Here is a 12,923-nt window from a genome sequence, read left to right as displayed (position 1 = left end):
TGCCCATTTACCGGAGAGTGCCGCGAAGCGTCAACGCGCCCTTTCCCGGCCAAGCGGAAAAGGGCAGACGCGGGCGGCGGCGCGCCCGTGCGACCCCAAGGTCAGTGGCTGCCGGCCTTCGCCACGACCAGCTGGATGCCGTCGAGCACGTCGGGCGTATTGCCCTCGGGACGCAGGCCAAGGAGCGGCGCGACGCGGCGGATCACCTCGGCGGCGACCGGCACCGCGGTCCAGCCGGCGGTGCGGCGGACCTCGCCGGCGACGAAGGTCGAGGGCTCGTCGAGGCTGAGGATCAGCACGTATTTCGGATCGGTCACCGGGAAGGTGCCGGCGAAGGTCGCCATCACCTTGTCCTTGTAATAGCCGCCGGTCGGCTTGACCTTGTCGGCGGAGCCGGTCTTGCCGGCGACCTGATAGCCGCGCACATCGCCGAAGGAGGCGGTGCCACGCGTCACCACGGCGCGCATCATCGCCAGCGCACGCTTCGCCGTCGCCTCGCTCAGCACCCGCTCGCCCTCCTGATGGCGCGGGTCGTGCACCAGCGTCGGCTCGACCCGGCGCCCGCCATTCGCGATCGTCGAATAGGCGGCGGCCAGATGCAGCGGCGAGGCCGAGAGGCCATGGCCATAGCCGATCGTCATCGACGAGATCTCGGACCATTTCGCCGGCAGGATCGGCCGGCCGGTCGGCGCCTCGCTCAGCTCGACCGGGGTCGGGGCGAGGAAGCCCATCTTCCCGAGGAAGTCCTTCTGCCGCTCCGGCCCGATCATCTGCACGATCCGCGCGGTGCCGACGTTCGAGGATTCGACGATCACGTCGGTGACCGAGAGCTGCGGGCCGTAATTGTGGAAATCGTGGATGCGGAAGCGGCCGAAGATCATCGGCGACTGCGACTGGATCATCGTCGTGGGGTTGACGAGGCCAAGCTCCAGCGCCTGCGCCACCGCGAAGATCTTGAAGGTCGAGCCGAGTTCGTAGACGCCCTGCACCGCGCGGTTGAACAGCGGGCTGTCCGAGGCATCGCCCTTGGTCAGCGGCGCCGGCCGGTCGTTCGGGTCGAAATCGGGCAGCGAGGCCATCGCCACGATCTCGCCGGTATGCACATCCATCACCACCGCCGAGGCGCCCTTGGCATCCATCAGCTTCATGCCGCCGTCGAGCACTTCCTCGAGCGCCGCCTGCACCGACAGGTCGATCGAAAGCTGCAGCGGCGCGCCCTTGTTCGCCGGGTCGCGCAGCCAGCCGTCAAAGGCCTTCTCGACGCCCGCAACGCCGACGATCTCGGCCGAGTTCACGCCCTCGGCGCCGAAACGCGCGCCCCCCAGCACATGCGCCGCAACCGAGCCGTTCGGGTAAAGCCGCATCTCGCGCGGGCCGAACAGCAGGCCCGGATCGCCGATGTCATGCACCGCCTGCAACTGCTCGGGCGAGATCTTCTTCTTGATCCAGACGAACTTGCGGGTGCCGGTGAAGTCCTTGACCAGACGGTCGTGATTGAGGTCGGGGAAGATCTTGACCAGCTTGTCGGCGGTGCCGGCCGGATCGACCAGCATCGGCGGCTGCGCATAGAGCGCGTGGGTGACGAGGTTCGTCGCCAGCACCCGGCCCTCGCGGTCGGTGATATCGGCGCGCTGCGCAAGGATCGCGGGAGCCGAGTCGGCGAGCTGCGGCTCCTCGGGGGTGGAGGCGGCAAGCGTGCCCATCCGCAACCCGACGGTGACGAAGGCCGCGAGGAACAGCACGCCCATCATCAAGAGCCGGCCCTCGGCGGTGGTGCGGGCGCGCTCGCGCAGCGCCTCGCCGCGCAGGCGGATGTTCTCGCGCTCGATCGCGTCGGGGTTCTCGCCGCGGGCGCGGGCGTCGAGGATGCGGGCAAGCGGGCGGAGCGGCGTACGGATCATTGTCCTTCCTCCAGCAGCGCGTCGGGCGCATTGACGACATCGACCGGCTTCATCCCCGACAGCGCCGACAGCGCGCCGGCGGCGGGGGCATCCGGGGTCGGATAGGCGACCTGACCGACCGCACCGAACTGCTCGGGCGCAAGCGGCAGCAGCTGCAGCTGGGTGAAGTTCATGTTGACCAGTTCGCGCAGCCGGTCGGGGCGGTTCTGATAGGCCCATTCGGCGCGCAGCACGCTCAGCCCCTCCTGCAGCGAGGCGATCTCGTTCTTCAGCCCGCGCAGCTCGCCCTGCCGGTCCTGCGTGGCGTAGTTCACATGATAGGCCCAGAAGGCGAGGCCCATGACACAAAGCGCGGTGGCGAGATAGAGCAGCGTCCTCATCTGTGGCGTCCTGTGGCAGCGGGAAGGGCAGGCAGGCCGAGCGCGGCCCGGTCGGCACGGCCGGCCGGCGCCTCGGTACGGATCGCGACGCGCAACAGCGCCGAGCGCGAGCGCGGGTTCTCGGCAAGTTCCTGATCGTCGGGACCGACGGGCTTCTTCGTCACCGGGGTGAAGGCCGCCGCCTCGACCGCCTGCTCGGGCGCATAGCGCGAACCTGCGGGCGTGCGGCCGGAGCGCGCCTGGAAGAAGCGCTTCACCACCCGGTCCTCGAGGGAATGGAATGTGACGACGGCCAGCTTGCCACCGGGTTTCAGCGCGCGCTCCGCGGATTCAAGGCCTGCCGCAAGCTGCCCGAATTCGTCGTTCACCGCAATGCGCAGCGCCTGGAACGTGCGCGTGGCCGGATGGCTCTGCCCGGGTTTCGGCCGCGGCAGGCAGCGCTCGATCACCGCCACAAGCGCACGTGTCGTCGCGAAGGGCGCGGTGGCGCGGGCCGCGACGATCGCGCGGGCGATGCGGCGCGAGGCGCGTTCCTCGCCGTAATGATAGAGGATGTCGGCCAGCACGCCCTCGTCAGCCTCGTTGACGATGTCGGCGGCCGAGGGGCCGGACTGCGACATCCGCATGTCGAGCGGGCCGTCCTTCATGAAGGAAAAGCCGCGCTCGGCCTGGTCGAGCTGCATCGAGGACACGCCGAGGTCGAACACCACGCCGTCAAGCCCCCCGGGTGCGATCTCGGCGGCATAGCGGTCAAGCTCGGAGAAGGTGCCCTCGACCAGCACCAGCCGGTCGCCAAAGGCGCCGCGCCAGGCCTCGGCCATCTCGAACACCGCCGGATCGCGGTCGACGCCGATCACCCGTTCGGCGCCCGCCGCCAGCAGGCCACGGCTGTAGCCGCCCGCGCCGAAGGTGCCATCGAGCCAGACGCCAGAAACAGGCGCGACCGCCTTCAGGAGCGGTCGCAACAGGACGGGAACATGCGGGGCATCGTCTTGGGTCTCGGGGGCGCTCATCCCTCAGCCCTCCCCGCCGAGCAGGCTGAGCGGGTCGAAGTCCTCGCCCATCTCGGCCAGCAGCTTTTCCATCCGCGCGGCATCGACCGCGGCGAAGGTCTCGGGTTTCCAGATCTCGAAGGTTTCGCCCATGCCGGCGAAATAGGCCTCGCCCTCGAGGCCGAGGCGGCCGCGCAGTGTCGCGGGCAGAACCAGACGGCCATCGGGGTCGATCTCGGTCGGGTGGGCCTTGTTCAGCACGAGGCGCTGCAAGATGGCGCGGCGCGGGTCGGTGTAGGGACGCGCGTTGATCTCGGCGGCAAGCTTCTGGAAGCCGTCGTAGGAATAGACCTGCAACATCTTCTGGGTGTCGGCGCCGTAGACGATGACCATGCGCGGGCGGCTGGTGGCCTTGGCCTCGGGATCGCCCTCCTCGAGCTCACGACGAAACAGCGCGGGGATCGACACGCGACCCTTGCTGTCCACCTTGAAGGTGTATTCGCCGATGAACATGCCCGCCAAGGCCTGTCTCCTGTCCCCTTCCCCGCCGGTGGTCGCCGGAACCTGGGTCCCGGTACGGAAAACGGCGGATCGGACTGCTGCCACTGTCCGATCCGCCGCCCTCGTTCCCATTCCTGGGCTGTCCGACTGCGCGCGCCACCTGGGGGATGCTGCTCGCTCGCGCGCCGGATCTCTTCTTCTCGTGAAGCGGGTGCCTGTATGAAATCTGCTCTTTTCGCCGTGAGGTCTTGTTGCCTCGTTCCCGTCTTCTCGATGAGCAAGGGATGCCATGGTCAGGGGTGGGATGGCAAGGGAAAAGACGGGAGCCAATTCAAACTAGCTGTGGATATATTGTGGATAACTCATTCGAGACTCAAGGGATTGTGGCAAATTAACGATGACTGATAGCACAAATCGTTTTTGAGGAAAAAACGGGTACCAAATCTAGTGCCACCCATCCTTTCCCGAAAAGCTCCCACGAATTCCCGCCACCCGCGGCGAGCGTGGCGAATATCCCACAGGCAAGAACTGATTCCTGATGGATCACGCCCGTTCACGGCGCGGTGATTCGGCGTGAATCGGCGATTTTGCCCGGAAGGTGCCATAAAATCCCATGGACGGAAGCCCCGATCGCGCCGTTCCCGTGAAATCCCGGCGCCACCCGGCCCCTGCCCGCGGCATGACACCGGCGGCACCATGCGAAAGGGGCGCCCCGAAGGACGCCCCTTTCCCGCGAAATCCCGGATCGGTGCCGGCTCAGACCGCGCCCGAGGCGATCAGCTGCCGGGCGATCGCCGCATAGGCCTGCGCCGGTGCCCCCTCGCCCGCCGCGACCGGCGTGCCCGCGTCGCCCGCAAGCCGCACCTCGAGATCGAGCGGCAGCGCGCCGAGGAACGGCAGCCCGAGTCGCGCCGCCTCGGTCTCGACCCCGCCATGACCGAAGAGATGGGCCTCGTGGCCGCAGTTCGGACAGACATAGGTCGACATGTTCTCGATCAGCCCGAGCACCGGGGTGTTCAGCCGGCGGAACATGTCGATTGCCTTCTTCGCGTCGAGCATGGCGATGTCCTGCGGCGTCGAGACGACGATCGCCCCGTCGAGCTCGGTCTTCTGACACAGGCTCAACTGGATGTCGCCGGTGCCGGGCGGCAGGTCGATGATCAGCACGTCAAGCGGACCGTAGGCGTCCCATTGCACCTGACCGAGCATCTGCTGCAGCGCGCCCATCAGCATCGGGCCGCGCCAGATCACCGCCTCGTCCTCCTTCAGCATCAGCCCGATCGACATCAGGGTGACGCCATGCGCCTGCAACGGCACGATGGTCTTGCCATCGGGCGAGGAGGGGCGCCTCGACACCCCCATCATCCGCGGCTGGCTCGGCCCGTAGATGTCGGCATCGAGCAGCCCGACCCGCTTGCCCGCCCGCGCCAGCGCCACCGCGAGATTGGCCGAGACCGTCGACTTGCCGACGCCGCCCTTGCCAGACCCCACCGCGATCACATGGCGCACCCCCGCGACCGGCAGCGGCCCCGCCTGCGGCGCCGGGTGACCGCCGATCTTCGGCCCCGACCCAAGCCCGCGCGGCGGCCCGGCGGGCACCACCACGGTGACACTCTCGACCCCGGGCAGCGCCCGCACCGCCGCCTCGAGCGCCGGCCGCAGCGCCTCGAGCGCCGGGCCCGGCGCCCCCTCGAGAACGAAGCGCACAACGCCCGCCTCGACCGCCAGCGCGTGCACGAATCCCTGCGTGACAGGGTCGCCGCCGCCCGGAAGCGCGACTCGCTTCAGCGCCTCAAGCACCGTTTCCTTGCTCAGAGCCATGATCTTCTCCGCCGATTTTTGCCGGAACTGTGGCGTTTTGGCCGCGGAGTTCAAGGGCGCAAAACCGGCCTGCCGCCGAAATCGGGGCAAAATACACACCCCAGGAATATAAAATGTCCCGTGACGCGGGGTGAAATGACCGAAAATTAGGTCAGCACATATTATGCATTTTCTGCATGGCAGCATTGCAGCTCAGAGCTATTGTGCAGTTGCAGCATTGGCGCCATGTTTGCGTCAACAGCGATGGCAGAGAGGCCACCGCGACGAGACGAAGACCAAAGGTTGAGACGATGGCTCTGGTTACCGACATCCGCACCGCCGACTTCGGACTGGCGCAGCTGGTTGCCAGCTTCCGGGAAGGGATGGCACGGCGCAAAGTGTTCCGCCAGACCCTGCGCGAGCTGAAGTCGCTTTCGGGCGCCGAGCTCGAAGACCTCGGGATCCATCGCTCGATGATCACTCGCGTGGCCCTCGAGGCTGCCTACGGCAAATAAGTTTCCCTTCCTGAGGCCCCTCCTCCTCCCTGGGCCTCGGAAATCGGCGGTGTCCTCCTCCTCCTCCCTGAGGGCACCGCCACCCTATACCGGCCCCAGCCGCAAGGCACTGCCGGAAAGCCGATGCGATGGCCCCCTCCTCCTCCCTGGGGTCTCGTAAAGAAGGCGGTGCCCTCCTCCTCCTCCCTGAGGGCACCGCGCTTTCTTCTCGGCGCGAGACTTGCGAAGGGCCATCCTCCTCCCGGCCCGTCGTGACAGGCGGCGACCCCCTCCTCCTCCCTGGGGTCGCCGTTCGACATACCGAAGGCCCCTCCTCCTCCCTGGGCCGACGGCTCCGGTGCCGCTCACTCCTCCTCCCGAGCGGTGCCACCCATACCAAGGCCCCCTCCTCCTCCCTGGGGTCATGGTTCGGACGGCGGCCCCCTCCTCCTCCCTGGGGCCGCCGTTTCCATTTCAGCCCCTCCCTCCTCCGCAGCCCCCGCCACGCCTTGTGCCCGCCGCCCTTGCGGACGGCCGCATCCGGCGGCATTGAGGGGTGAACGGAGGAAGCCATGCTGTCCTATCAACACATCTATCATGCCGGAAACCTCGCGGACGTGCACAAGCATGCGCTGCTCGCGGTGATGCTCGACTACATGACCCGCAAGGAAAAGCCGCTGAGCTATCTCGAGACCCATTCGGGCCGCGGGCTCTATGCGCTTGACGCCGCCGAGGCGGTGAAGACCGGCGAGGCGGCAGCCGGGATCGAGCGGGTGGAACGGCTGGGCTGGTTCCCGCCCGCCCATCCCTATGCCCGGGCGCTTGCCGCGGTGCGCGCGGCGCATGGCGGGCGCGCCTATCCGGGCTCGCCGCTTGTCGCGGCAAGCCTGCTGCGTCCGATCGACTCGATCCAGCTGTGCGAGCTGCACCCGCGCGAGTTCGAGGCGCTGCGCGCCGCGATGGCGCCCTATGGCGGCGTGCTGCACCACAAGGACGGGCTCGAGATGGTGCATGCCCTGACACCGCCGACGCCGCGGCGCGGGCTGCTGCTGATCGACCCGAGCTGGGAAGTGAAAACCGATTACGACACGATCCCGCGGGTGCTGGGCCAGGTGGCGCGCAAGTGGAACGTGGGCGTGATCGCGCTGTGGTATCCGGTGCTGGCGCCCTCGGTCGCGGTGGCACCGGCGCAGGCGGCAATGGTGCGCGCGCTGATGGCTGCGCATCCGGACGCCCTGCTGAGCGAGGTGCGTTTTCCGCCTGCCCGCGAGGGGCATGGCATGATCGGTTCGGGCATGGTCGTGCTGAACCCGCCCTGGGGCCTCGGCGACGAAGCGAATCGTCTGGCCAAGCTGTTCCGCGGCCTCTGAGGCCCCGGTCGCGACGGCTGGGCCGTCACGCCGGACGCGTCAGAGAGGCGGTGCAGACTGCCCGGTGCCGGCCGCTCAGCGGCGGTAGCACTTCGACTTCGAGCCGAAGCCCGAGGGCGAGCAGATCCAGCTGCCGTTGCCGGGCGGCGTGACATAGGCCACGCGTTCGGCGACGATCGGAGTGGTCGGGCGCAGCCAGTCGAACCGGGCGGAGCCCTGGCCCGCCGCAGTCTTCACCACCACGCCGTGGGTGGGGAGGACGTCGATGGTTGCCGTTTCGGCGTGAACGGGCGCGATCGCGATCAAGGTGACGGTCGCGGCCGCAGCCGTGCGGGAAATCAAATCGAAGATGGTCATGCCTGCCTCGTGCTGTGACGCGTTGAACCCCTGTGATCCTTGGGGCCCCGCGTTCTCGGTCCCTATCGATCACAGGAAAAACACCTACGCGTCAAGCCAAGCGCGAGCGGGGCGAAATTGTGGCACCGATGCGGCAGCGGCAACGAAAACGCGGGGGAAGTGATTTCCCCCGCGTTTTCATGTCATTGCCCTCAGGGCGCCGGATCGGCGATTTTTCGCCGTCAGAAACCCTATTGCAGGATCTGGTTCTTCATGCGCCAGTCGGGCGTGCCGAAGTTCTCCGGCCAGGGATAAACCTCGTGCTGGTTGAAGTAGACCACGCCGACGAGACTCGGGTAGTCCTTCTTCTCGACCCGCACGCTGTCCTTCCACATCTGGACATATTTGGCATCGCCGACATAGCCGAGTTCGGCGACGACGACCGGCTTGCCGAACTTCGCGGCCCGCTCGTAGCGCGGCGCGAAGATCTCGTCGAAGGTGCGGTCATGGCCGTATTTCGCCTCGTCCCACGCCTGCAGCCCGAAGATCGAGAGCCCGACCAGATCGACGTAATCGTCGCCCGGGTAGTACTCGGCCATGTTCGGCTCGCCAAGCGGCGACCACATCACGGTGATGTTGGGCGCATGCGCACGGCACAGGTCGATCATGTGGCGATAGGCAGAGATGTAGTCCTTGGGATTCCACCCCGCCCAGATGAACTGGCCCGAGGTGTCGTCCATCTCATGGGCGAAACGCAGCGTGACCGGGCTTTTCAGCGTGGCCAGCACGTCGCAGATGGCGGCCATGTTCGGGTCGTATTCACCGCGTGCGATGCCCCGGCGCAGGTATTTCGCGGTGTTGCGCTCGCTGCGCGACCAGGTCCAGGGCTCGACCGTGACCAGAAGCGCCCGGTGCCGTTCCAGCGCATATTGGTCGGCATCGTTCAGCGATGGCAGGTAGACGTCCTCCCACGGCAGGAACAGATGCTCGATCACCACCGGATTCTTGTCGGTGAAATCGCCGTCCGGGTCATAGACCCCGAACGGGACGTCTCCCGGCGGCACCTCGACGGGAGCCGCCAGAGCCGGCCCCGCCAGACAGAGCACCGCGGCGCATGCGGCAATGCCCTTCACGAAAGAATACTTCATTTTTCCCCCTCCCCATTCTCCTTCGAGAACCAAATGGACAGATCGGGTGCGAAACGAACATGCACGTCTCCGCTCTGCCCCTTGCCAGCCCCCGAGACGATGTATTCGACTCGGGTCAGTTTCAACGGCACAAGGCCAACGGCGAGCGCACGCAGGCTCGCATCGCCCCGAAGTATAATGCCCCCCACACAGAGCGCCATGACAAGGGTCAAACCGAAGACATATCGTGCGAATTCCGCACCGTCGCGCAGCGTCTGCCCCTTCGCCCGCGCCTCGCTGCGGTGATGCCGCAAGATGACCACGAGCAGCGTCACATAGAGCAGCGCATTGATGATCGACAGCAGGTAGAAGCCCCGCGCCTCGGTCACTGCCGAGACCGTCAGCACCGGCACGATCGCCCCGGTGGCAAGCAGCAGATAGAGCCAGAAGATCCGCGGCGGCAGCACCGCGGCGGCGGCCTCGCCCTTGGGGGTGATGCGGAAGTCGACGAAGCGCCCGGTCACCCGGTCCCAGACCGCCATCAGGCAGCCCCACAGCACCCAGGGCCATTGCAGGATGACGAACAGCGCCTTCTCCCAGGCGATCACCTTGGCATCGCGCGGCCGGAACAACCCGTCGTGGCGCATCATGTAGGCAAAGACGATCATCACCGCGACCGAGGGCAGCGAATGGCCGAGGAAGGCGGGATAGGTGACGTCGGCGAAGCGGATGTCGAAGCACACCGCCAGGATCGGCAGCACATACATCGAGGCCATGGTGATCGCGAAGAACGCATACCAGCTCTGGCACAGCAGGAAGAGCAGCTTGAGCCGCAGCGGCAGCTTGCCGAGATAGGACGGCGTGTAGCGCAGCAGCAGGCTCATCAGCGAGCGCGACCACTGGAATTCCTGCGTCACCAGATCGGGCAGCGTCGCCGGCCCGTCTCCGACCGCGATCGCGTCGATCGCATGCACGCCCCGCCAGCCCGCCGCGGCGATCAGCATGGTGGTGGAATGGTCCTCGGCAAGCTCCGGGCCAAGCCCGCCCGCCGCCTTCAGCGCCACCGTGCGCACCGCGTAATGCGAGCCGATGCACATCGGCGTCAGAACCCCGGTGTAGCCCGCCTGAAACACGCCATGGAAGGCCGCCTCGGCGTAAAGCCGGGTCCGGGCCGCCCAGCTTTCGGCAGCATTGGCGGCACAGATCGAGGGCGCGCTGACATAGCCCACCTCGGGATCGGCGAAGGGGCGCAGCATCTCGCGCAGATAGCCGGGCTGCGGCACATGGTCGGCATCAAGCTGGCTGACGATGTCATAGTCCCGATAGCCCCAGGTGTCGTAGAAATACGCAAGGTTGCCTTCCTTGCAGCGGGTCCGGCGCGGCCATTCGGCGCGGTGATACTCGGCCACCCCCTTGCGGGTCGAGATCATCACCCGATGCGCTGCACACCAGGCGCGCGTCTCCTCGGACGGGTCCTCGTCGGCAAGCCAGGTGTCATGCGGATAGTCCTGCGCCAGCATCGCCTCGAGCGTCTTGCGCACCACCGAGAACGGCTCGGACGGGGTCTTGGTCGTCACCATCGCGACGCGCCAGCGCCCCGGCACCGGATCGGGCGCGACCGAGTGCCGGGCAAAGAGGAAGATCAGCACGAAATAGAGCTGCATCCCCCAGATCCAGATCATCGCCGCGGTCACCAGCCAGTAGCGCCAGAAGCCGATGACATGTGCAGGCTGCAGCCACCACGCCCAGAACCAGCCCGCCACCACGAGCCAGAGCGCAATCACCAGCCGATAGCGCAGCGCCTTCGCCCCCGTCACCACCGGCGCAAGCATCGGACGCGGCTCCAGTGCGGGATGACGGCTCATGGCCCGGCCTTGATATCCCCATGGCCGAACCAGGGCGCGGCGTCGGCGACGATCCGTTCGAGCCCGAACTCGGGCCGGAAGCCGAGCACCGCCCCGGCACGCGCGATCTCGGCGTAAAGCGCCGCCGGGTCGCCCGGACGGCGCGGCTCCTCAAGGACCGGGACAGCGCGTCCGGTCACCCGCTCGATCATCGCCACCACCTCGCGCACCGATGCCCCCTGCCCTGTCCCGAGGTTCAGGGCCACACTCTCGCCCGCCTCCGCGAGATAGGCAAGCGCCTGGACATGCGCCCGTGCCAGATCGGTGACATGGATGTAGTCGCGGATGCAGGTGCCGTCGGGCGTCGGGTAATCGGTGCCGAAGATCCGCAGCGGCCCGCCCTTGCCCGAGGCGGCGAGCAGCGCCAGCGGCAGCAGATGCGTCTCGGGGTCGTGCCGCTCGCCGGCCTCGCCCGCGGGATCGGCCCCCGCCGCGTTGAAGTAGCGCAGCGCAACATGGCGCAGCCCCCAGGCCACGCCCGCATCGCGCAGCATCCATTCGCACACGAGCTTGGTGCGGCCATAGGGGTTGATCGGCGCCTGCGGCATGTCTTCCGAGATCGGCAGCCGGTCGGGCGTGCCGTAGGTGGCGCAGCTCGAGGAAAACACGATCTGCGTCAGCCCCGCCGCCTGCATCGCGCCCAGAAGCCCGATCATGCCGCCGAGGTTGTTGTCGTAATAGGCCTGCGGGTCGGTCACGCTCTCGCCGACATAGGCAAGGGCGGCGAAATGGATCACCGCCTCGGCCCGGTGCGCGCGCAGGGCGGCGAGAACCGCCGCCCTGTCACGCAGGTCGCCGCGCACCAGCGGCCCCCATTTCACCGCATCGGCATGGCCGCGCGAGAGGTTGTCGAAGGTGACCGGCGTACAGCCCGCCTCGGCCAGCGCCTTGCAGCAATGCGAGCCGATATAGCCCGCACCGCCGGTCACCAGCACTGTCTTCGGCAAGGTCATGCCACGCCACCCGCGGCAAGCCGCTGCTGCGCCTGCAGTTCCTGACGGAAATAGGCGATCGTCGGCACCAGCCCCTCGCGCAGCGCCACCTTCGGTTCCCAGCCAAGCAGGTCATGCGCCCGGGTGATGTCGGGGCGACGCTGCAGCGGGTCGTCCTTCGGCAGCGGCATATGCACGAGCGGGCCGCGCGCGCCGGTCAGCTCGAGCACCATCCGCGCCAGCTCGAGCATGGTGAACTCGCCCGGATTGCCGAGGTTCACCGGGGCGAAGATCGAATGCTGCCCCTCCGGCGCCTCCATCAGCATCTGCAGCGCGTCGACCATATCCGAGACGTAGCAGAAGGACCGCGTCTGCAGGCCATCGCCATAGACCGTCAGCGGCTCGCCACTGATCGCCTGCACGATGAAGTTCGACACCACGCGCCCGTCCTCCGGGTCCATCCGCGGACCGTAGGTATTGAAAATCCGGGCGATGCGGATGTCCACCCGCTTCGTGCGATGGGTTTCGTAGAACAGCGTTTCGGCAGCACGCTTGCCCTCGTCATAGCAGGAGCGCGGCCCCACGGTATTGACGTTGCCGCGGTAGCTCTCCGGCTGCGGGCTGCAGTCGGGATCGCCATAGACCTCGGAGGTCGAGCTTTGCAGGATGCGCGCCCCCTTCTCCTCGGCGATGTCGAGCAGGTTGAGCGCGCCGAGAACCGAGGTCTTGAACGTGTGCAGCGGATCGGCCTGGTATTTCGGCGGCGAGGCCGGGCAGGCCAGGTTGTAGATCCGGTCGACCGGCCCGCTGACGGTGAACGGCACGATCACGTCATGCTGGACCCAGCAGAACCGCGGATGGCTGATCAGCGTGCCGATGTTCTCGAACCGCCCGGTCGAGAGATTGTCGACGCAGATCACCCTGTCACCCTGATCGAGCAACCTTCGGATCAGGTTGGAACCGATGAAACCGGCCCCGCCCGCCACCAGAACTGTCCTTCCACTCCGCCCGGAGGGCTTGTCGCCCCGCGGGTCGAAGCGGATCGGAAATGCCTTGCGCTTCGTCATGATAATATCCCCCCTTTGTCCCCAAAAAGCGTTTCCTCCGCGCCTTTTCGGTAACTCCGGTGAACATCTGGTTACCGGAGCTAGGGCCTATTATATACTTTTTAATCTTTCTATTGTTG

12 protein-coding genes are annotated in these 12,923 nt (G+C 67.2%); 2 read left to right on the top strand and 10 right to left on the bottom strand.

Annotated elements, in window-relative coordinates:
- Nucleotides 1-101: 101 nt before the first annotated feature.
- The 5 genes from EOW66_RS03380 to EOW66_RS03360 form a co-directional block, all read right to left on the bottom strand.
- Nucleotides 102-1,901 (bottom strand): peptidoglycan D,D-transpeptidase FtsI family protein, encoded by a 1,800-nt coding sequence (locus EOW66_RS03380; RefSeq protein ID WP_128154872.1) that lies wholly within the window; start codon nt 1,899-1,901, stop codon nt 102-104.
- A complete protein-coding gene (gene ftsL / locus EOW66_RS03375; protein ID WP_128154870.1) occupies nt 1,898-2,281 on the bottom strand; it encodes a cell division protein FtsL in 384 nt (127 codons plus the stop codon). The genes EOW66_RS03380 and ftsL overlap by 4 nt, the downstream gene beginning before the upstream one ends.
- Nucleotides 2,278-3,294, bottom strand: coding sequence for a 16S rRNA (cytosine(1402)-N(4))-methyltransferase RsmH (rsmH, locus tag EOW66_RS03370; RefSeq protein ID WP_128154868.1), 1,017 nt, complete (start codon nt 3,292-3,294; stop codon nt 2,278-2,280). Before rsmH ends, ftsL begins: the two co-directional genes overlap by 4 nt.
- Nucleotides 3,295-3,297: 3 nt before the next feature.
- Nucleotides 3,298-3,786: a division/cell wall cluster transcriptional repressor MraZ gene (gene mraZ, locus EOW66_RS03365; RefSeq protein WP_239017506.1), complete on the bottom strand. Its 489-nt coding sequence runs from the start codon at nt 3,784-3,786 to the stop codon at nt 3,298-3,300.
- A 744-nt stretch (nt 3,787-4,530) separates the two neighbouring features.
- Nucleotides 4,531-5,595 carry an Mrp/NBP35 family ATP-binding protein gene (locus EOW66_RS03360; protein WP_128154864.1) on the bottom strand — a complete coding sequence of 355 codons (1,065 nt, stop codon included), beginning with the start codon at nt 5,593-5,595 and terminating at the stop codon, nt 4,531-4,533.
- A gap of 290 nt (nt 5,596-5,885) precedes the next feature.
- Here EOW66_RS03360 and EOW66_RS03355 point away from each other — a divergent pair, with 290 nt between their 5' ends.
- Nucleotides 5,886-6,089 carry a DUF1127 domain-containing protein gene (locus EOW66_RS03355; RefSeq protein ID WP_128149884.1) on the top strand — a complete coding sequence of 68 codons (204 nt, stop codon included), beginning with the start codon at nt 5,886-5,888 and terminating at the stop codon, nt 6,087-6,089.
- A 551-nt stretch (nt 6,090-6,640) separates the two neighbouring features.
- Entirely contained in the window at nt 6,641-7,438 is a 798-nt protein-coding gene (gene rlmJ, locus EOW66_RS03350; RefSeq protein ID WP_128154862.1) for a 23S rRNA (adenine(2030)-N(6))-methyltransferase RlmJ, read from the top strand.
- 75 nt (nt 7,439-7,513) lie between these two features.
- On the opposite strand, the gene EOW66_RS03345 is transcribed toward rlmJ, so the two are convergent.
- From EOW66_RS03345 to EOW66_RS03325, 5 genes are all read right to left on the bottom strand, one after another.
- Nucleotides 7,514-7,795: a hypothetical protein gene (locus tag EOW66_RS03345; protein WP_128154860.1), complete on the bottom strand. Its 282-nt coding sequence runs from the start codon at nt 7,793-7,795 to the stop codon at nt 7,514-7,516.
- A 230-nt stretch (nt 7,796-8,025) separates the two neighbouring features.
- A complete protein-coding gene (locus EOW66_RS03340) occupies nt 8,026-8,922 on the bottom strand; it encodes a glycoside hydrolase family 26 protein (RefSeq protein ID WP_128154858.1) in 897 nt (298 codons plus the stop codon).
- Complete coding sequence (locus tag EOW66_RS03335) at nt 8,919-10,766, bottom strand: glycosyltransferase (protein WP_128154856.1); 1,848 nt, start codon at nt 10,764-10,766, stop codon at nt 8,919-8,921. The genes EOW66_RS03340 and EOW66_RS03335 overlap by 4 nt, the downstream gene beginning before the upstream one ends.
- A complete protein-coding gene (gene galE / locus EOW66_RS03330; protein WP_128149999.1) occupies nt 10,763-11,752 on the bottom strand; it encodes a UDP-glucose 4-epimerase GalE in 990 nt (329 codons plus the stop codon). The genes EOW66_RS03335 and galE overlap by 4 nt, the downstream gene beginning before the upstream one ends.
- 2 nt (nt 11,753-11,754) lie before the next feature.
- Nucleotides 11,755-12,804, bottom strand: a complete 1,050-nt coding sequence (locus EOW66_RS03325; RefSeq protein ID WP_113900093.1) for a UDP-glucuronic acid decarboxylase family protein — start codon at nt 12,802-12,804, stop codon at nt 11,755-11,757.
- Nucleotides 12,805-12,923 lie beyond the last annotated feature (119 nt).

Source organism: Paenirhodobacter huangdaonensis (genome assembly GCF_004022465.1).
Taxonomy (GTDB): domain Bacteria; phylum Pseudomonadota; class Alphaproteobacteria; order Rhodobacterales; family Rhodobacteraceae; genus Rhodobacter; species Rhodobacter huangdaonensis.
The sequence above is the reverse complement of the archived record's forward strand: the minus strand, read 5'-3'. Positions and strand labels throughout refer to the sequence as shown.